The organism is Streptomyces sp. NPDC005374 (genome assembly GCF_042872225.1).
Classification (GTDB): Bacteria; Actinomycetota; Actinomycetes; order Streptomycetales; family Streptomycetaceae; genus Streptomyces.
Map to the genome: position 1 here is coordinate 586139 of NZ_JBIAKA010000003.1, position 18571 is coordinate 604709.

An 18571-nucleotide genomic window follows, 5' to 3' on the forward strand; every position below is an offset into this window, starting at 1 on the left:
TAAACCAGTGGCGCCCCCGTGCCGGCGCCCCTAAGGTGAGGACCGCTTCGCACGGCGGCTCACGGCTGCCGTGGTCTGTGAGCGTGTCCGACTGAGCGTGTCCGACTGAGCGTGTCCGACGAGCGAGAAACGAGGGAGGTGTCGACCGATGGCTGTCTTTGCGATGAGCGTCACCCGCATTCAGGAATCCATCAAGTCCACCTCCGTGGCCGCCGGCTGACATCGACTTCTGGTGCCGGGGCCACCCTGTGAAGGGTCTCCCTTGACTTCCACCTCAGTTTTCTCCGCTCTCGCTCCCTACGGCTGGGACGAGGCGTGGGCGGACGCGTTCGCCCCCTACGAGTCCGAGGGGCTCCTGCCCGGACGAGTCGTCCGGGTCGACCGCGGGCAGTGCGACGTCGTCACCGCCGACGGGACGCTGCGGGCCGACACCGCCTTCGTCACCCCGCACGACCCGCTGCGGGTCCTGTGCACCGGCGACTGGGCAGTCGTCGAACCCGCGGGCACCCCTCGCTACGTACGGTCGTATCTGCCACGCCGTACCGCCTTCGTACGCTCCACCTCATCCAAGCGGTCCGAGGGGCAGATCCTCGCCGCCAACGTCGACCACGCGATCATCGCCGTGTCGCTGGCCGTCGAACTCGAACTCGGCCGCATCGAGCGGTTCCTCGCCCTCGCCTGGGAGAGCGGCGCACAGCCGGTGGTCGTGCTCACCAAGGCCGACCTCGTTCCGGACGCGGTGACGCTCTCGCATCTCGTGGAGGACGTGCAGGCCACGGCGCCCGGCGTGCCGGTGCTGACCGTCAGCGCGCAGGACGGGGACGGGCTCGACGTCCTTTCCGCAGTGGTCTCCGGCGGTACGTCCGTGCTGCTCGGGCAGTCCGGTGCGGGAAAGTCGACGCTCGCGAACGCGCTCGTCGGGGCCGACGTGATGACGGTGCACACCACCCGGGACGTGGACGGGAAGGGGCGTCACACGACGACCACCCGCAACCTCCTCGCCCTGCCGGGCGGTGGCGTGCTGATCGACACGCCCGGCCTGCGGGGGGTGGGTCTGTGGGACGCCGGGGTCGGTGTCGGGCAGGTGTTCTCGGAGATCGAGGCGCTCGCGGAACGGTGCCGGTTCCAGGACTGCGCGCACGAGAGCGAGCCGGGGTGCGCGGTGCTGGCCGCTCTCGACTCCGGTGAGCTGTCCGAGCGGCGACTGGAGAGCTATCGCAAGCTCATTCGGGAGAACCAGCGCATCGTGGCGAAGACCGACGCGCGGCTCCGTGCCGAGATCCGGAAGGACTGGAAGAAGAAGGGGGCGCAGGGCAAGGCGGCGATGGAGGCGAAGCGGGGGTCCTGGAGGTAGTCGTACGGCCGCGGCTCGGTGGGGGTGGGCCGCGCAGTTCCCCGCGCCCCCACCGAGGGGGCTCGGGCTGTATTCGATATGCGGCTCCGCCGCGTGGGCGCGACAAGCCACGACGGACCCGCACCCGCCCACGCACCGCCATGTCCGATTTCCGCCAGCGGCAACCCCGTGCACGGCGGACACTGGATGGCGTGATGGACGAGGACACCAGGTACGAAGCCGTACGAAGCAGGGACGCCCGGTTCGACGGGGAGTTCTTCTTCGCCGTCGAGACAACCGGGATCTACTGCCGGCCCAGCTGCCCCGCGGTGACCCCGAAGCGCCGCAACGTCCGTTTCTACGCGACGGCCGCCGCCGCGCAGGGCTCGGGATTCCGGGCCTGCCGGCGGTGCCGTCCGGACGCGGTGCCCGGTTCCGCGGACTGGAACGTACGGGCGGATGTCGTGGGCCGGGCGATGCGCATGATCGGCGACGGTGTCGTCGACCGCGAGGGCGTCGCCGGGCTCGCGGGCCGGCTCGGCTACAGCGCACGCCAGGTCCAGCGCCAGCTCACCGCCGAACTCGGCGCCGGGCCCGTCGCCCTGGCCCGCGCCCAGCGAGCCCACACCGCACGTGTCCTGCTCCAGACCACCGGCCTGGCCGTCACGGAGATCGCGTTCGCGTCGGGCTTCGCCAGCGTGCGGCAGTTCAACGACACCGTCCGGGAGATCTACGCCTCGACACCGAGCGACCTGCGCACCGCTGCCCGGGCCACCCGGCGCACGGCCACCCCCACAGCGGGCGTGCCGCTACGACTGGCCCACCGCGGCCCCTACCGCTCCGGCGCCGTCTTCGACCTGCTGGCGAGCGAGGCCGTACCCGGCGTCGAGGAGGTGAGCGGGACACCCGGGCGGCGCACCTACCGCCGTACCCTCCGCCTCCCGCACGGCACCGGCATCGTCGCCGTCCAGGAACGGCCCGGCACGGTCAGGACCGTCACCGGCGCCCACCCCGGCGGCTGGCTCGACGCCCACCTGCACCTCACCGACCCCCGCGACCTGACCACCGCCGTCGGACGGCTGCGGCGCCTGTTCGACCTCGACGCCGATCCCTACGCCGTCGACGAGCGACTCGGCGCGGACCCGAGGCTCGCCCCATGGGTCGCCGCCCGCCCCGGACTCCGCTCGCCCGGCACCGCCGACCCCGAGGAGTTCGCCGTACGGGCACTGGTGGGCCGCGACGAAGCCGAACAGCTCGTCCAGCGCTACGGCAAGACCCTGGACGCGCCCTGCGGCAGCCTCACGCACCTCTTCCCCGATCCCGCGGCCCTCTCGGTGGCGGCCGGCCCCCTGGGTACGCTCGCCACCGCCCTCGCCGAGGGCACCGTACGCCTCGACCCCGGCGCCGACCGCGAAGCCGCCCAGCACGCGCTGCTCGCCCTGCCCGGCCTGGACGCGCCTACCGTCGCCGTCATCCGCGCCCGCGCCCTCGGCGACCCCGACGTCGCCCCACCGGGCCCCGACAGCCCCGATACCCCCGACACCTGGCGCCCCTGGCGCTCCTACGCCTGGCAACACCTGCTCGCAGCAGGGGAGTTGGAGTACTCATGACCACCCGTTGGACCCACTGTGACAGCCCCGTCGGCGAGCTCCTCCTCACCGCCGACGAGACCGGCGCGCTGACCTCGCTCTCCGTACCCGGGCAGAAGAACGGCCGTACCCTCCAGGAGGGTTGGCTGCGCGACCCCGGCCCCTTCCGGGCCGCCGAGGAGCAGCTCGCCGCCTACTTCGCCGGTGAACTCAAGGAGTTCCGACTGGAGTTGCGCCCCGAAGGCACCGAGTTCCGCACCCGTGTCTGGGACGCCCTCGACGACGTTCCGTACGGCGCGACCACGACGTACGGCGAGATCGCCGCCCGCATCGGCGCCTCCCGCATGGCCGTCCGGGCCGTCGGCGGCGCGATCGGCGCCAACCCGTTGCTGATCCTGCGCCCGTGCCACCGCGTGATCGGCGCGAACGGCTCCCTCACCGGATACGCGGGCGGCCTGGAGCGTAAGACAACCCTGCTCACGCTGGAAGCGGCGCTCTAGTTCTCCTCCAGCCCCCAGCTGTGGATCCGTCGTGGATGGATGCGGATCAGCTCCTCACTGAAATGGGCCCCCAGCTCGTGCGGGCCCGTGAGGAGCTCCGCCTCTCCCCGGATGTCGATGCCGCGCACCGTCCACGGCTTCAGGCTCGCGATGTCGTCGACGACCAGGGCGACCTTCGGGTTCTGCTGGAGGTTGCGCCACTTCTTGGTCCGGCCCATCGCGTAGCCGCCGACCAGGATGGTGCCGTCCTCCTGCGGGAAGAAGCCGACCGGGTTCGCCTGCGGCTGTCCGTGCCGGTCGACGGTGGCCAGCCGCCCCAGTCGCTGCGACTTCAGATACGCGCGCTCGGCCTCGCTGAATTCGGTCATGCCGGCCACCCAAACACGCCCGCGCCGCCCGCACATCGGAACGTGGTCCCAGAAACCGTGGGTCCGCGGTCCTACGTCAGCCCCAGAGCAGGGTGCCCAGCCATGCGCCCATGATCAGCAGACACGTGAACAGTTCCGCCAGCACGCTGGAGCCGCCCGAGCGCATCGCCGTACGCAGGGCGGCCTTCGCCTCTCCGTGCCGCCCGAAGCGGAGGCGTTCCGAGACGTAGATGCCTGCCATGAACCCCGGGATCGCGCCGAGCACGGGAATCAGGAAGAACCCCAGAAAAGCCCCCGCCCCGGCGTATGCCCCCATGCGCGGGGTGGCCCCGCTCGCCCGCAGCCGACGCGGCGGCAGCGACCAGCGCACCACCTGGGACAGGAACAGGGCGACGGTGGCCCCCACCAGCACGCCCCAGGCGACCGGCTGCGGATCCTTCAGCGCCCACCACAGGACCGCGGCCCACACGAGCCACGACCCCGGCACTCCGGGCACCAGCACGCCGCCCAGGCCGAACAGCATGACCAGGCCGACGAGCAGGAGGTCCCACACTCCCATTCGTCCAGGGTGCAGGAGGACGGGAGGAAGCGCAGGCCAGCGCTGTTCGTACGGGCCGCTCCCGAGCCGTCGGAACCCCTGCCCGTACGCACGCGGCCCCGGCTCGGTGGCATCACAGCTCCGCGACAGGGAAGCAGGTCACACTCAGGACCGACACGGATCGAGGCCCGGATCGAGTTCCGGACGAGGTCAGGACCGAAACTCGGGTCGCACCGGCGTCGCCGGGCGGTTCTCCCGTGGGGGGTGGAGCCGCCCGGCGACCTCTTTCGCCACACCTGTTCGACAGCTCACTCGACACACCGTTCGGCGCGCGGGGGAGTGCCTCGATTTTCGGGATGCCCCGTTTTCATCCGGCCCGCGCGGTGGACAATTGAGGGCATGAGCCAGCAGGGGGGAAATCCCACCGGTCACGAGGACGACTGGTGGGGGCAGCTGTACGACTCCACGGACGACACGGGCCCCACACCGGCCCCGGACTCCCTGGACGACCGCTTCGCCTCGGCGGCGGGAGCGGTGACAGACGGGTCCGGGACCGCGCGCGGGACCGGTGTGCCCGGCGGACCGGGCAGCGGGTCAGCTGCGGGTGCCGGGGGCACGGCGGACGAGCCGGACCGTCGGCCCGGTACCGGTGTTCCCGCCCCGCGATCCGGGTTCCCCGAGGCGTCGGACGCCCCGCCCCGTGCGAGTTCGGGCCGGCACCGCGCGCCCTGGGAGCCGCCGGACACTCGCGAGGACCCCGTGCCGTTCCCGCCCGGCCCCAAGCCGCCCGGTTTCGTCGCCCGCGGTCCCGAGGACCGTCCGGCTCCCCCGCGCGGCGACCGTACGTCCATGGCTCCGTCGGCTCCCCCGACGCCCCCGCACCCCGCCGCCCCGCCTCCTCCCACTGCCCCGCCCCGGCCCTCGCAGGACACCGAGAACCCCGAGAACCCCGAGCACCCCCCAAGCTCCTCGCGCCGAGCCGGATCGGACAAGCGCCGCCGCGAGGACGACTGGTGGGCCGTCGCCCCACCCGCCCCCGACCCCACCCGCAAACCCCCCGGCGCCGCAGCCCCCACCGGCCCCGGCTCCACCCAGCCCAACCCGACGGCCGAGCCTGCCGGACCAGGCCGGCCCACGGAACCCGGCACCAAGGCCTCTCCGCAGCGCCGCGAAGACGTCGAAGCCGCCGATCCCCGCCCTGCCCCGGAACCGGCCGCCGCCCCCGCCCCCCGGACCCTCCGCACCGCCACCCGCGTGGACCTTCCCACGCTCCCGCCCGTCCCCGTCGGGTTCGTCGGCTCCGGCCCGCCCACCTACGACGCCGAACCCACCGCCCTCCCGCCCGCCGACCCCGACGAGCTGGACGACCTGGTCGCCGACACCGTGCTGGACGGGGCCAGGTACGGCGCCTGCACACTCCGCGCGGTCTCCGTGCGGGGCGACTCCGCCCGGTTCCGGGGCGAGCCCCGCCGGGACTCTTTGCTCACCGCCCGGTTCGGCACCGGAGACCAGGCGCTGATCCTCGTCGCCATGGCCACCGGCGCGCGCGCCACCCCGGGCGCCCACCGTGCCGCCGCCGAGGCCTGCCACTGGATCGGACGGGCCGTCGGACGCAGCCACGCGCGGCTCGCCCAGGACATCGGCGAAGCCCGGCGCGGTGACCTGAAGTCCGGGCTGCACCGGCTGACCGACCGCAGTCTCGGCAAACTCCGCGCCAGCGCCGCCGAGCAGGGCGTCGACCCGGAGGAGTACGCCGCCACGCTGCGCTGTCTGCTCCTGCCCGCCGACCCCGAGTGCCGTGTCCGGGTCTTCTTCGGTGTCGGCGCCGGCGGCCTGTTCCGGCTCCGCGACGGCGAGTGGCACGACATCGAACCCCGGATCACCGACGTCACCGGCGAACCGGTCGTCGGCTTCGGCTCGCTGCCCGCCGAGACCCCCGAGGGCGATCGCCTCACCATGGACCTGGGCATTCCCACACCCCCGAGCCCCTACGAACCCGCCCCGGAGCCGCACCGCGAACCCTTCCGCTTCCGTGCCTCCGTCGCCCGCCCGGGGGACACCCTCCTGATGTGCACCGGCGGCCTCGCCGAACCCCTGCGCGGCGAGCCCGAACTGTGCGAGTACCTCACCGGGCGGTGGTCGGGACCCACGGCGCCCGGCCTCGCCGAGTTCCTCGCCGACAGCCAGGTCCGGGCCAAGGGGTACGCGGACGACCGTACGGCTGCGGCGGTTTGGGAGGCGTGATCGCGGCCATTGTGGATTGATGGACCCAAGGAGACCGAAGGGGTGCATGGATCCATGGCCAAACAGAACGTCGCCGAGCAGTTCGTAGACATCCTCGTCAAGGCTGGAGTCGAACGCCTCTACGGCGTGGTCGGCGACAGCCTCAACCCCGTCGTGGACGCCGTCCGCCGCAACTCCGCCATCGACTGGGTACACGTCCGGCACGAGGAGACCGCCGCCTTCGCCGCGGGCGCGGAGGCGCAGATCACGGGCAAGCTGGCGGCCTGTGCCGGCTCCTGCGGGCCCGGAAACCTGCACCTCATCAACGGCCTCTACGACGCCCACCGCTCCATGGCTCCCGTGCTTGCCCTCGCCTCGCACATCCCCTCCAGCGAGATCGGTCTCGGCTTCTTCCAGGAGACCCACCCCGACCGGCTCTTCCAGGAGTGCAGCCACTACAGCGAGATGATCTCCAGTCCCCAGCAGATGCCGAGGCTGCTGCAGACCGCCATCCAGAACGCCGTCGGCCGCTCCGGCGTCAGCGTCGTCTCCCTCCCCGGCGACATCGCCGACCAGCCCGCCCCCGAGAAGTCCGCCGAGACCGCCCTCGTCACCTCCCGGCCCAGCGTCCGCCCCGGCGACGCCGAGATCGACAAGCTCGTCGAGATGATCGACGCCGCCGACAGGATCACCCTGTTCTGCGGCAGCGGCACGGCGGGCGCGCACGCCGAGGTCATGGAGTTCGCGGAGAAGGTCAAGTCACCGGTGGGGCACGCCCTCAGGGGCAAGGAGTGGATCCAGTACGACAACCCGTACGACGTCGGCATGAGCGGCCTGCTCGGCTACGGCGCCGCCTACGAGGCCACCCACGAGTGCGATCTGCTGATCCTGCTCGGCACCGACTTCCCGTACAACGCCTTCCTCCCCGACGACGTCAAGATCGCCCAGGTCGACGTGCGCCCCGAACACCTGGGCCGCCGCTCCAAGTTGGACCTCGCCGTGTGGGGCGATGTGAAGGAGACCCTGCGCTGTCTGACGCCCAGGGTGCAGGAGAAGACCAACCGGCGCTTCCTCGACAAAATGCTCAAGAAGCACGCCGATGCGCTCGAAGGGGTCGTCAAGGCGTACACCCGCAAGGCCGAGAAGCACGTCCCGATCCACCCCGAGTACGTGGCCTCCGTCCTCGACGAACTCGCCGCCGACGACGCGGTGTTCACCGTCGACACCGGCATGTGCAACGTCTGGGCCGCCCGGTACATCACACCCAACGGCCGTCGCCGGGTGATCGGTTCCTTCTCCCACGGGTCCATGGCGAACGCGCTGCCGATGGCGATCGGAGCGCAGTTCACCGACCGGAACCGGCAGGTCGTGTCGATGTCCGGCGATGGCGGATTCTCCATGCTGATGGGCGACTTCCTGACCCTCGTGCAGTACGACCTCCCGGTGAAGGTCATCCTCTTCAACAACTCCTCGCTCGGCATGGTCGAGTTGGAGATGCTGGTCGCCGGGCTGCCCTCCTACGGAACCACCAACAAGAACCCCGACTTCGCGGCCGTAGCCCGTGCCTGCGGTGCCCACGGCGAGCGCGTCGAGAAGCCCAAGGACCTCGCCGGGGCCCTGAAGTCGGCGTTCAGGCACAAGGGACCGGCCCTCGTCGACATCGTCACCGACCCCAACGCCCTGTCCATCCCGCCGAAGATCAGCAAGGAGATGGTCACCGGCTTCGCCCTGTCCGCCTCCAAGATCGTCCTCGACGGCGGAGTCGGCCGCATGCTCCAGATGGCCCGCTCCAACCTGCGCAACGTGCCCCGGCCCTAGGCCCATGACGGCCACGACCGGGTCGGCGGCGACGTGCTCCACCTCGCGGCCGACCCGATCCGAACGGCCGGCGGACTTAAGTGCCCGACGGCACCCACGCCCGCTCACCGGCGTCGTTCGTGCCGTACCAGAGGCGGGTCAGGCCCTTGACGCTGGTCGTGCGGAACGGACGGCCGTGGTCGTCGATGCGGACCGTGCCGGTGCGGCCCTGTGAGGACCAGTCGAGTTCGAGGTACCAGTTGCAGTCGTACGTCTGCGTCGTCGCGGAGACCAGCAGCACCTCCGGGTCCGTGGCGGAGACCCGGTAGGGGAACTCCACCGCGGGCACGGTCTGTCCGGTGTCGTTGCCGGCGACCGCGTGGGCGACGGGGCGGTCGATGTCCAGGTTCACGTCGAAGCCGCGGGGGGTAATCCCGCCGCCGCAGCCCTGGTCCATGGCGTAATCGGTACCGGGTGCCGGGGAGCTGCGGCCGGTGATCCGGACGCGGAGTGCCTCCAGGACGACGGCCGTGGACGACCGTCCCTGCACGGAGATCTGCACCTTCGTCTCCCGCCCGTGGATCGCGCCCTGTGTCGCCGCCCAGATCCCGGCGTCCTGGACCAGCGGGGGCGGGGGGACCTCGGAGGGCGGCTTGTCGATGACGTAGTCGTGACCGCAGCTTCCCTCCCAGATCTGGGAGTTCGCGCTCCAGGTCAGAGGAGTCCCGACGGAGGTTCCCTGCTTCCCGGACCCGGCGGTGCCCTTCGAGGTGCCGTGGCCGTCGGACGCCGAGGCGGAGGGCCGTGTTCCGGTGGCCTTGGCCGAGGGGGAGGCGGAGGTGGCGGAGGGATTCGGTGACGGCGACCCGGAACGGTCCCGCATGCCCGACGCGGTAGTCCGGGACGACGGGTCCGGAGCCTGGGCCACGTTGTCCGAGGCGGGACGGCCGGACGGCAGCGCCGACAGGCTGCCCAGGGTGGCGAGGGCGACGACGACGGCGGCAGCGGTGACCAGGAAACGCCGACGGCGGTACCAGGGGTGCGGCGGGGGAACGGCCACCGTCACGCGCACGGCGTCCGGCTCGTCCTCGTTCCTGCCCTCGTCCTCGTCCTCGCCCTTGTTTTCGTCCAGGCTTCCCGGGCCCGGCTCACCGGCCGCCTCCGCGAGCGGCTCTCCCCCTGCCGCCGCGGCCGGCACACCGAGATCCACCGTCGGCTCGGTGGTCCGCGGCCGCTGTCTCGCCGCCACCGCCGCGAGCCACAACCGGTGCAGCTCCATCCGCTCCTCGGCCGACCCCCCGCACAGCGCCGCGAACCGCTCCACCGGTGCGAAGTCGAGCGGTACCGCGTCGCCCGCGCAGTACCGGTGCAGGGTCGAGGTGTTCATGTTCAGCCGTCGGGCGAGCGAACCGTAACTGCGGTCCGTGCGCTCCTTGAGCCGCCGCAGCAGAGCGGCGAACTCCTGGACCTCGTCCTGTGATTCCGGCTGTGATTCCGGTGCCGACAACGATTCCCCCCTGATCCCGTATCCCAGGCACTCCCTATACCTGCACGTCAGACGGCCTGGGATGGTTCCATGCCGATGGATCCCGTGTCCCTGGTTGCGTCCGCCCGGTGTGACCGCTGATGCTCTTGGTGTCGCACCGACCGGCACTCGGACCGACCATCCGGCGTCATCGCGGCATCCCACACCCATGCACGTTTCTCACGGGGGACACCCATGCCCAAGCACACCCGAGCAGGCACGCTCACCGTACTCTCTCTCACCAGCGTCGTGCTCGGCGTCACACTGGCCGTACAGGCGGGTGCCGCCCCGGCCGCTCCCAAGTTCCTCGCCGCCGCCGACCTCCCCCCGCACCCCTCGTCCGCCTGGACGGCCGGCAAGGTGACCGACGGGGTCCCGGAGGAGCTGCAGCTCTGCCTGCGGGACGCATTGCCCGGCTACGACTCCCGGTACCGCGACTTCCGCACCGCCCTGGACACCAGCGCCCGGCAGCTGACGATCGAGGTCGGCACGAAGGCGAAGGCCGCGGCCCTCGCCGCCCTGCTGAACAAGGAGATCCGCACCTGCGCGGACCGCCTCGAACAGTCCGACCCGGAGATCGAGGCCACCTACAAGGGCTACGGCAAGGTGGCGGTCGAGGAGGGCGCCCGCGTACACGGCCTGCACACCGAGACCTCGTACGGCGCCACCGACATCCGCCTTCTCTCCGTCGGCCGGGACGACCGGACTGTCACCGTCGTGGAGTGGTCCCAGATGGGTGACTTCAGCGACGCCCCGGTGAAGGCCTTCAAGCGCACCACGGCCACCGCGGTGAACAAGCTCCGCTGAGGCCCGGGGCCGCCCTCCCGCACGGGGGTCGGGCGGGCGGCCCCGCACGGACCACCTCACGGTCCGAAGCATCCGAACCATCTGAACCGTTCAAGAGAAACGACATCCGGGGAAACCGGAAAGAAAACGGGGAACACGCATGAACACCACCAAGGCCGTCCGCCGTACCGCCGTTGCCGCCGGCCTCGCCCTGGCCCTCGGTCTCGGCGTCACCGCCCAGGCCTCCGCCGGAGCACCGCGCAGCGTCAGCGGAAAGCCGTCCGACAACATCACGCGCATCGCCGACTTCTACGGCACCTACATCGACGCGGTGACCGACGAGGGCAGCGGCGCACTCCAGGACGCGCTCCGCGCGCAGTACCTCACGCCCGCGTTCCAGAAGGAACTGAACGCCTGGGAGGCCAAGGAGCACGCCGACGGCGTCCTGCGCGCCCAGAACGTGCCCCTCGCCTGGAAGGTCACCGACAACGGCACCGCCCGGTACACCGAGGCGGTCGTGACCCTCACCTGGAGCGTCGGCCAGACCAGCACCGTCGTCGTCGACATGACCCGCGGCAGTCACAAGATCGTCCACATCGGTACCAAGGGCATCAATGCAAAGGGAACCGGGAGCAAGTGACGCTGGATTCCAGCCAGTTTCTCCCCTGCCACTCCTCTTCGTCCCGTACGGCGAGAACGGCAGCGTGGAGTCGGCGGATCGGCCCATGACCAGTGGTCAGGGTGTCCCGGAGCTGCGTCGATTCGTGGCCGTGCGGGACTGCGGGCCGGTGTCGCCGTCATGACCGGATGAACCGGCGCACCCCCTCCTGCCGGCCCCGTCCATCGGGTGCCGGCATGAGGGGGTGCACGTCGTTCGAGGGGCGCCGTGACGTCGTACGGCAGGTCGTCCTCCGCGGTGGAGCCGGTGCCCGGCTCCGGGGTGCCCGGAAGCCGGGCACCGGCCGGACACGCCTGCCCGCTCCCTCCCCGGCATCCGCCTCCTCTCTCGGAACCACCCCGTCCACCAGGGCTTTTCCCGAATCACCCCGGGTATGGAGGGCCGTCACGCCGACCGTGGCCTGCGAACCCTCGGAACCGGTTCGCCGGGCGCACGCCACGAGGGCGTGCCCCGCGGCACGAGCGGCGTGTACCGGGCGGGCCGTACGGACCGTCGCAGGGCGTCGCCGCGGCGGAACCGGGCCGTCGCGCAGGGCGGTCGGGGGTGCGCGGACCGGTGATCGCACGCCCCGCCGGGGCGGCCCGCGTCACCGCCGCAGGCATGGCCGAACACCTGGTCGTTGACGATTCGACATGACTGCCGCATGAACTACGGGGCATGGATCCCCGTGAACGTGTTCGAGCAGGAGGGAAACCGACATCGGCACGCGGGCGGGGGTCATGAAGAGGCAGGCACGAGGAGGCGGTCCCACGGCAGTAGGGGCCTTCTCGGCAGACACAGTGGAGGAGAACGCCGACAGCGCCTCGGAGCAGGCGAGGTCGCCACAGCTCCGGCGCAGACTGGAGCGGGCGGACCTGGGGGCCGTACCTGAGACACGCAGGGCTCTGCGCGAGTTGCTACGGCAGTGGGGGAAGCCCGGGCGATCGGAGATAGCGGAACTGCTCACCAGCGAACTCGTCACCAACGCACTCGTGCACACCGATCACGACGCGGTCGTCACGGCCACCGTGGGGCCCCGGTCCCTGCGGGTGGAGGTACGTGACTTCGTCGCCCGGCTGCCCAGGATGCGCGTACCCGGCGGCGACGACGGTACGCACGGCCGGGGCCTGGTCCTGGTGCAGTCCCTCGCGGACGCCTGGGGCGTACAGGCACACGGCGTGGGCAAGGCCGTCTGGTTCGAACTCGACGCCGGAGCGGCGTAACCACGGGAAGGGGGCGTGACCGCGTCGGTCACGCCCCCTTCCCGTGGTGCTCGGGCCATTCGGCCTCAGCCGAACTGCTGCTCGAGGTCCTTCAGCTTGCGCTCAAGGGAGTCGAGACGCGGCAGCGCCATTGTGTCGTCCTCCGAAGTGAGGTCGACCGAGTGCGAATCGGCCCCGTGCCGAACGGGCTGCAGAGAAGGACGCTGACGCACCGGCAGCGGGTCCGGGGCGGGTATGGAGGGCTCCGTGGAGGCCCGCTCCAGCGCTGCCTGCGGCTGCTCCAACTGGCGCCGGCCGACGAAACCGCGGTGGCCTCGGCTGATGGCCTTGAGCTGCGCCCGCTCCACCCGCTGCTGCTCGCGACGCCGCAGCCGCGTCGTCTCCTTCTGGCGCTGGTCCTCACGGACCTCGTCGACCGCCTCGTCGAGGCTGCGGACGTTCTCCAGAAGCATCAGCGACCAGGCCTTGTACGTCTCGCGCGGCGCCCTCAGCCAACGCACCACACGGATCTGCGGCAGCGGCCGCGGCACCAGACCCTGCTCGCGCAGCGCGGCCCGGCGGGTCTGCTTCAGCGCGCGGTCGAACAGTACGGCCGCCGAAAGGGACATGCCGGAGAAGAACTGCGGAGCGCCGTCGTGGCCGAAACCCCTGGGCGCGTGCACCCAGTTGAACCAGGCCGCCGCGCCCGCGAACGTCCACACCAGTATCCGGGAGCCGAGCGCCGCGTCACCGTGGCTGGCCTCGCGCACCGCGAGCACGGAGCAGAACATCGCCGCGCCGTCCAGGCCGAACGGCACCAGGTATTCCCAGCCGTTGGTGAGGCCGAGGTTCTGCTGGCCGAAGCCGACCAGGCCGTGGAAGGAGAGCGCGGCGGCCACCGCCGCACAGCAGAACAGGAGGACATAGGAGGCGGTGCCGTATATGGCTTCCTTGCGCCTGCGACGCTCCTCGGTCCGCTCCCACGAGTCGTCTTTCGCGTGCTCCCCGCCGGACCGCTTGCTCCGCGCGAGCACCGCCACCGCCGCCAGCATGCCCAGGAGCAGTACGGCGCCCGGAAGCAACCAGTTAAGCGATATGTCGGTCAGTCTCATCTGGGGTCCCTTGCATTGGGATAGGGCGTAACGCCCGCCATAGTGGCCCACTCCCACCGGCCCTCAGGGGGTTTCGGGGCAAGAGGCCGCCAAGGAAGTGCAAGGGAGTTGCCCAGGGCAGCGTATTGCTCGAACTGCCGCTTGAGGGGCGGGAGTTGAGTTCGAATAAGACTACCCGTACGGGTGGTTCAACGGAAAGTTCCTGCGGCAAGTGAGGAAGTTGTGAATTGCCTGTAACCGAACGGGCGTCCCAGTCGGCGTTGATCTTACGGGAGGGGAAAACCGCGCCCGCGCCGGGGGTCGCCCTGAGGGGGCCTCAACTTGCCGCGACCGCCGTGAGCTTGGCGATCCGGGCCGTGTCGCAGGTGCGCGGGCAGGTGGCGCAGGTGTCGTCCGGGGCCAGTGTGTAGTACATGCAGCAGCTCACCCGGTCCCGGGTGGGCAGGTGTGTGCCGTCCGGACCGTTCAGTACGCGGAAGCCGGGTGAGCCGACGTACGGCCTGCTCGTCCCGGGTGTCCTGGGCAGGAGAAGGTCCAGGGCGTGCTCGGCCCGGCGCTTCTCGTGCTCGCCGAGAAGTTCGGCGACGTACCAGATGCCCTCGACGATCTCGTCGGTCACCATGCCCCACAGGGCCCTGCTGCGGCGGCGCATGCGGGGCCCGAAGGCGGCGAGGAGCGGCTCGAGATGCTCGGCCGTCGCCTCCCTCAGTTCGGCGCGCAGGGCCTCCTCGTCGGGGACCGTGCGGGCGCCGGGGAGGTCGGCCGCCGGGTCGTCCGGGAGGCAGGCGAACGTGCCCGGGCGGACCGCGAGGGCCATCGGCCCCCGGGTGCGGTCGTACGAGACGTGCGTCAGGGGGTAACGGGGGACCCTGCGGTGCAGGAACCAGGGTGCCGTGAAGAGGAGACAGGCCGGCCAGGCGTAGCGGTGCAGTCCGAAACTGGCGATCACGTCCGGGCGGGCCTGCTTGCCGTTGTCCCTGAGGATCTGCTCGGCGTCCCAGGCGAGGAAGGCGTCCAGGGCTTCGCCGTTCTCCGCGAGGGCCGCCGCGGTGACCCAGCCGTCGGTGCTCGGGAGGGGGGTGGCGGGCGACAGTTCCGTGACGGTCAGTACCGGCAGGGCCTCGGTCACGCGCGCGTACGCGGCGGAGAGCGCCGAACGGGGGGCGAGCAGCGGTACGGGCATGTAGGGCCACCGATTCGCAGTCGTCGTCGCGGGCACCCGGGGGCACCCCTCAGAGGTAAGGCTTACCTTACCGAATGTTTTCGGGATTTGAACTGACGCCTTCTGCGCCTAAGGTGCTTGACGGGTGAGTAACAACCCGCAGTAATGACCCCAAGTACCGAAACGTCCGGAGGAGGACCCATGGATCAGGCTGTGGGGGCGGCTCGGGTGCCGCCGCAGCTGCGGGCCTCCGACCTGTCCCGCGCCCGGGCCGAGGCACAATCCGGTGTCCGGGGTGAGCACACGCACAGCGAGGTGCCCATTCCGCGGCCCGTCGTGCAGCGCTCCTCCGTGCGCGGACAGATCCTCGACGCCCTGCGTACGGCGCTGGTGACGGGGGAGTTGCGGCCCGGCGAGGTGTACTCGGCGCCCGCGCTGGGGGATCGCTTCGGGGTCTCGGCCACGCCGGTGCGGGAGGCCATGCAGCAGCTCGCGCAGGAGGGGGCGGTGGAGGTCGTTCCCAACCGCGGCTTCCGGGTCGTCGAGCGCGGGGCCCGTGAGCTGGCCGAGCTGTCGGAGGTACGGGCGCTCATCGAGGTGCCGGTGATGCTGCGGCTGGCGCGGAGTGTGTCGGTCGAGCGGTGGGCGGAGCTGCGGCCGCTCGCGGAGGCCACGGTGCGGGCGGCGTCGACGGGGTGCCGGGCGACGTACGCCGAGTCCGACCGGGAGTTCCACCGGGCGCTGTTGCTGCTGTCGGGGAACGAGCAGCTGGTCCAGATCGCGGCGGACCTGCACCGGCGCTCGCAGTGGCCGCTGGTGGGCGGTCCCGCCTCGCGTGGCCGGGCGGACCTGATCGCCGACGCGGCGGAACACACGGCGCTGCTGGACGCGTTGATCGCGCGGGATCTGGATGTGGTGCGGGGACTGGTGGGCGAGCACTTCACCGGTGCCTGACGCCTGAGAGGGGTTGGTGCGGCGAGCCGGGACCGGGGCCGGGGGCCGTGTGAAGGACCCGCCGGCCCACAGCCGGCCGGTACGGCTACGGATGCGGTCGGTTCACGCGCTCGCCGCCGGCGGACTCAACTGCCGTTCCAGCCAGGTGGGTACGCCCCCGAGCAGCCGGTGCAACCGCCTCGCCTCCTCGCGCAGCCGGGACGCCTCCGGCTCCACCTCGGCGTCCGCCAGGGAGGCGAGGGCCGGCGCGGTTCCCACCAGGTATCCCAACTCCTCCCGGATCCTCAGTGATTCGGCGAACCCGTGCCGCGCCTCGGCCAACTCCCCGTCCCGCAGGGCCAGTCCGGCGAGATGGCGCCAGGTGAAGGAGAGCAGCAGGGGGTCGGAGTGGGCCGTGGCGCCCGCATGGGCGCGGCGGTAGGCCGCGCGGGCCGACTGAGGCGAGTGGGCCAGGTTCTCGGCCAGCAGCCCTCGGCGGAAGTCCAGCAGCGCCCGGTCCTCGGCCCCCGGAGGGATCAGCGCCGCCGCCCGGCCCAGTGCCGCTCTCGCCTCGTCCGCGCGGTCACGGACGCCGTGGAGCGTCGCCGCGTACGCAAGGTACCCCCGTTCACAAGCGGCGGCCCCCCGTTCGTCGTCGCCGTGGGCGAGGGCCTCGGCGGTGCGCAGCGCGTCCTCCGCCTCCGGCCAGCCCTGCTCGGTGTACAGACAGCGCTCCACCAGCAGCGCCGTGCGTTGCAGGGCCGCCGCCGCGGTGACCGGCTGGAGCAGGGCGGCCGCGTCGGCCCAGCAGGCCCGGGAGCGCAGCCGCCATACCGCTGTCTGGAGTGGATCGTCACCGGCGGTCGTTCCGTTTCCGGACATGGCGGTATCCGCCACATTGCCCTCCCCGAGCGCGCCATCGAGCTTTGAGTGGTGGCGGCATCTCAGCACGAAACGCGGGGCCCGGCCAAGGGGGTGGGTGAAGGAATTCACAAAGTCATGGGCGTCCGGGTGCTCACGGGTCTCAGCTCATCCTCAGTGCCAGGAAGAAATCCAGCTTGTCCTCGAGGCGCGAGAGATCACGGCTCGTCAACTGCTCGATGCGGCCGACGCGGTAGCGCAGCGTGTTGACGTGCAGGTGGAGGCGGGTTGCGCAGCGGGTCCAGGAGCCGTCGCAGTCGAGGAACGCCTCCAGGGTGGGGATCAACTCGGCCCGGTGGCGGCGGTCGTAGTCGCGCAGGGGGTCCAGGAGGCGGGCCGTGAAGGCGCGGCGGACGTCGTCGGGCACGAACGGCAGCAGCAGGACGTGCGACGCCAGTTCCTGGTGGCCTGCCGCGCACACCGCGCCCGGGCGGGCCGCCGCCACCCTGCGGGCGTGGCGGGCCTCCTCCAGAGCGCCCCTGAGGCCCTCCGCGGAGTGGACGGACGCGCTGACGCCCAGGGTGACCCTGCCGTCGCCGTCCAGGCCCGCGGAGAGCGGGTCCCGGACCGCTTCCAGGAGGGCGTCGGCCAGGATGCCGGCCTCCGAGCCGTCGTGCTCGGCCGAGACCGCGGGCAGGGGCACCAGGGCGATCGCCTCGTCGTCCGTCTGGGCCACCGCGATGCGGTCGGAGGGTTCGGGCCCGGTCGCGAGGGGGTCCACCAGGATCTCCTCGAGGAGGGACTGGGCCACCGGGCCGCCCTCCGGGTCGCCGTCCCGCCATTCGACCTTCGCCACGACCACCTGCCAATGGGGGGCCGCTCCGAGGCCGGGGAGCAGGACCGGGGCCGCCACCCGCAGACGTGCGGCGATCTCGGCGGGGGCGGCCCCGGTCTGCACCAGTTCCAGGACCTCCTCGGCCAGACGGCGCCGGACCGTGCGGGCCGCGTCCCTGCGGTCGCGCTCCACGGCGATCAGCTGGGTGACGCCCTGGAGGAGGTCGAGGCGCCCCTCGGGCCAGTCGCCGGCGTCCGCCTCGACCGCCAGCAGCCAGTCGGAGAGGACGGTTTCGCGCACGTCCCGCGAGGTGCGGGCGGTGGGGCGGACCGGGAAGAGGGAGTACGTCGACGAGCCGAGCGTGATCCGGTGAGGGCCGCGGCGGCCGGTGCGGACGGCGGCGAGGTGTTCCGCCGCGAGCCTCGCGCAGATGTCGCCCGGCAGGCCGGGGCCCGCCACCTTGGGGCCCGCGATCAGCCGGCCGGTGGGGGAGAGGACCCAGGCGCGCAGGTCCAGGTCCGAGCCCAGCAGGTCCAGCACCACGTCGGGGCCGCCGCCCGCCGGGCCCGACGTCATCATGCGGCGATGCCGGTCCACCACGGCCGCGAGGTCACCCGCGCGCTCGCCCGAGACCTGCCGTACGACATGCTCGGTGATCGTCGCGAACGCCACCGACTCGTGCACCGCGAAGAGCGGGAGCCGGTGGCGGGCGCAGGCGACGACCAGGTCGTCCGGGACGTTGCCCAGTTCCGCCTCGCCGGCGGCCAGCGCGACCACCCCGGCCTGTACGAGCAGTCGTACGAAAGGCTCCGAGTCGGCGGCGTCCCGGCGCCAGGCGAGGCCCGTCAGGACCAGTTCCCCGCCCGAGAGGTAGCGGCTCGGGTCGCGCAGGTCCGTGGTCATCACACCGCGCACGGTGCGGTCCAGCTCGTCCTCGCCGCCGAGCAGCCGCAGGCCCAGCGCGTCCGTGTCCAGCAGTGCGCGCAGCCGCATTCTCGTCGCCGCCGTTCTTTGTCTCGAAATCTACGATGGAGAGGGGACCGGTGGAGTGGGAAGCCGCCCTTGCCGCCTCCGGGGCTGTGTCCCAGGTCACGTGGGCTGTGCCGCACGTTTCCACAGGAAAACATGGAGGTTACCGAGGACCTCCGT

General features: G+C 71.9%; 16 protein-coding genes. 9 read left to right on the forward strand and 7 right to left on the reverse strand.

Translation table 11 applies throughout. The features are described from left to right. Nucleotides 1-262 precede the first annotated feature (262 nt). From rsgA to ACFYRX_RS10925, 3 genes are all read left to right on the forward strand, one after another. On the forward strand, nt 263-1354 hold the full coding sequence (gene rsgA, locus ACFYRX_RS10915; RefSeq protein ID WP_389098086.1) for a ribosome small subunit-dependent GTPase A: 1092 nt from the start codon (nt 263-265) through the stop codon (nt 1352-1354). A gap of 194 nt (nt 1355-1548) precedes the next feature. Then, entirely contained in the window at nt 1549-2943 is a 1395-nt protein-coding gene (locus tag ACFYRX_RS10920; RefSeq protein WP_389098232.1) for a DNA-3-methyladenine glycosylase 2 family protein, read from the forward strand. Next, entirely contained in the window at nt 2940-3422 is a 483-nt protein-coding gene (locus ACFYRX_RS10925) for a methylated-DNA--[protein]-cysteine S-methyltransferase (RefSeq protein ID WP_389098088.1), read from the forward strand. The genes ACFYRX_RS10920 and ACFYRX_RS10925 overlap by 4 nt, the downstream gene beginning before the upstream one ends. Here ACFYRX_RS10925 and ACFYRX_RS10930 read toward each other — a convergent pair. Together ACFYRX_RS10930 and ACFYRX_RS10935 are read right to left on the reverse strand one after the other, a co-directional pair. Further along, nucleotides 3419-3790: a PPOX class F420-dependent oxidoreductase gene (locus ACFYRX_RS10930; protein ID WP_389098090.1), complete on the reverse strand. Its 372-nt coding sequence runs from the start codon at nt 3788-3790 to the stop codon at nt 3419-3421. The genes ACFYRX_RS10925 and ACFYRX_RS10930 overlap by 4 nt on opposite strands. Before the next feature lie 76 nt (nt 3791-3866). Next, complete coding sequence (locus ACFYRX_RS10935) at nt 3867-4349, reverse strand: DUF456 domain-containing protein (RefSeq protein WP_389098092.1); 483 nt, start codon at nt 4347-4349, stop codon at nt 3867-3869. A 378-nt stretch (nt 4350-4727) separates the two neighbouring features. On the opposite strand from ACFYRX_RS10935, the gene ACFYRX_RS10940 reads away from it, so the two are divergent. Together ACFYRX_RS10940 and ACFYRX_RS10945 are read left to right on the forward strand one after the other, a co-directional pair. Continuing rightward, entirely contained in the window at nt 4728-6572 is a 1845-nt protein-coding gene (locus ACFYRX_RS10940; protein ID WP_389098094.1) for a protein phosphatase 2C domain-containing protein, read from the forward strand. 54 nt (nt 6573-6626) lie between these two features. Further along, on the forward strand, nt 6627-8369 hold the full coding sequence (locus tag ACFYRX_RS10945) for a pyruvate dehydrogenase (RefSeq protein WP_389098096.1): 1743 nt from the start codon (nt 6627-6629) through the stop codon (nt 8367-8369). Nucleotides 8370-8445: 76 nt separating this feature from the next. Here ACFYRX_RS10945 and ACFYRX_RS10950 read toward each other — a convergent pair whose 3' ends face one another. After that, nucleotides 8446-10044 (reverse strand): helix-turn-helix domain-containing protein, encoded by a 1599-nt coding sequence (locus ACFYRX_RS10950; protein WP_389098098.1) that lies wholly within the window; start codon nt 10042-10044, stop codon nt 8446-8448. Between the two features lie 24 nt (nt 10045-10068). On the opposite strand from ACFYRX_RS10950, the gene ACFYRX_RS10955 reads away from it, so the two are divergent. From ACFYRX_RS10955 to ACFYRX_RS10965, 3 genes are all read left to right on the forward strand, one after another. Further along, complete coding sequence (locus ACFYRX_RS10955; protein WP_389098099.1) at nt 10069-10680, forward strand: hypothetical protein; 612 nt, start codon at nt 10069-10071, stop codon at nt 10678-10680. Nucleotides 10681-10819: 139 nt separating this feature from the next. Beyond that, nucleotides 10820-11299: a hypothetical protein gene (locus tag ACFYRX_RS10960; protein WP_389098101.1), complete on the forward strand. Its 480-nt coding sequence runs from the start codon at nt 10820-10822 to the stop codon at nt 11297-11299. 818 nt (nt 11300-12117) lie between these two features. Beyond that, nucleotides 12118-12540 carry an ATP-binding protein gene (locus ACFYRX_RS10965; protein WP_389098103.1) on the forward strand — a complete coding sequence of 141 codons (423 nt, stop codon included), beginning with the start codon at nt 12118-12120 and terminating at the stop codon, nt 12538-12540. A 65-nt stretch (nt 12541-12605) separates the two neighbouring features. Here ACFYRX_RS10965 and ACFYRX_RS10970 read toward each other — a convergent pair whose 3' ends face one another. Together ACFYRX_RS10970 and ACFYRX_RS10975 are read right to left on the reverse strand one after the other, a co-directional pair. Then, nucleotides 12606-13631 (reverse strand): DUF2637 domain-containing protein, encoded by a 1026-nt coding sequence (locus ACFYRX_RS10970; RefSeq protein ID WP_389098105.1) that lies wholly within the window; start codon nt 13629-13631, stop codon nt 12606-12608. A gap of 316 nt (nt 13632-13947) precedes the next feature. After that, a complete protein-coding gene (locus ACFYRX_RS10975) occupies nt 13948-14814 on the reverse strand; it encodes a (2Fe-2S)-binding protein (protein WP_389098107.1) in 867 nt (288 codons plus the stop codon). Between the two features lie 180 nt (nt 14815-14994). Here ACFYRX_RS10975 and ACFYRX_RS10980 point away from each other — a divergent pair, with 180 nt between their 5' ends. After that, the gene (locus ACFYRX_RS10980) at nt 14995-15747 is read left to right on the forward strand and encodes a GntR family transcriptional regulator (protein ID WP_389098109.1); all 753 of its coding nucleotides are present in this window, start codon (nt 14995-14997) and stop codon (nt 15745-15747) included. A gap of 102 nt (nt 15748-15849) precedes the next feature. On the opposite strand, the gene ACFYRX_RS10985 is transcribed toward ACFYRX_RS10980, so the two are convergent. After that, nucleotides 15850-16623, reverse strand: coding sequence for a hypothetical protein (locus ACFYRX_RS10985; RefSeq protein WP_389098111.1), 774 nt, complete (start codon nt 16621-16623; stop codon nt 15850-15852). Nucleotides 16624-16750: 127 nt separating this feature from the next. Then, nucleotides 16751-18415 (reverse strand): PucR family transcriptional regulator, encoded by a 1665-nt coding sequence (locus tag ACFYRX_RS10990; RefSeq protein ID WP_389098113.1) that lies wholly within the window; start codon nt 18413-18415, stop codon nt 16751-16753. Nucleotides 18416-18571 lie beyond the last annotated feature (156 nt).

What these genes read in the sequence shown, in the direction of transcription:
- ACFYRX_RS10980 (WP_389098109.1), top strand. Translation starts at nt 14,995, where the DNA reads ATGGATCAGGCTGTGGGGGCGGCTCGGGTGCCGCCGCAGCTGCGGGCC.
- ACFYRX_RS10920 (WP_389098232.1), top strand. Translation starts at nt 1,549, where the DNA reads ATGGACGAGGACACCAGGTACGAAGCCGTACGAAGCAGGGACGCCCGG.
- ACFYRX_RS10975 (WP_389098107.1), bottom strand. Translation starts at nt 14,814, where the DNA reads ATGCCCGTACCGCTGCTCGCCCCCCGTTCGGCGCTCTCCGCCGCGTAC.
- ACFYRX_RS10955 (WP_389098099.1), top strand. Translation starts at nt 10,069, where the DNA reads ATGCCCAAGCACACCCGAGCAGGCACGCTCACCGTACTCTCTCTCACC.
- ACFYRX_RS10935 (WP_389098092.1), bottom strand. Translation starts at nt 4,349, where the DNA reads ATGGGAGTGTGGGACCTCCTGCTCGTCGGCCTGGTCATGCTGTTCGGC.
- ACFYRX_RS10930 (WP_389098090.1), bottom strand. Translation starts at nt 3,790, where the DNA reads ATGACCGAATTCAGCGAGGCCGAGCGCGCGTATCTGAAGTCGCAGCGA.
- ACFYRX_RS10970 (WP_389098105.1), bottom strand. Translation starts at nt 13,631, where the DNA reads ATGAGACTGACCGACATATCGCTTAACTGGTTGCTTCCGGGCGCCGTA.
- ACFYRX_RS10950 (WP_389098098.1), bottom strand. Translation starts at nt 10,044, where the DNA reads ATGGGTGTGGGATGCCGCGATGACGCCGGATGGTCGGTCCGAGTGCCG.
- ACFYRX_RS10940 (WP_389098094.1), top strand. Translation starts at nt 4,728, where the DNA reads ATGAGCCAGCAGGGGGGAAATCCCACCGGTCACGAGGACGACTGGTGG.
- ACFYRX_RS10925 (WP_389098088.1), top strand. Translation starts at nt 2,940, where the DNA reads ATGACCACCCGTTGGACCCACTGTGACAGCCCCGTCGGCGAGCTCCTC.
- ACFYRX_RS10945 (WP_389098096.1), top strand. Translation starts at nt 6,627, where the DNA reads ATGGCCAAACAGAACGTCGCCGAGCAGTTCGTAGACATCCTCGTCAAG.
- ACFYRX_RS10960 (WP_389098101.1), top strand. Translation starts at nt 10,820, where the DNA reads ATGAACACCACCAAGGCCGTCCGCCGTACCGCCGTTGCCGCCGGCCTC.
- ACFYRX_RS10990 (WP_389098113.1), bottom strand. Translation starts at nt 18,415, where the DNA reads ATGCGGCTGCGCGCACTGCTGGACACGGACGCGCTGGGCCTGCGGCTG.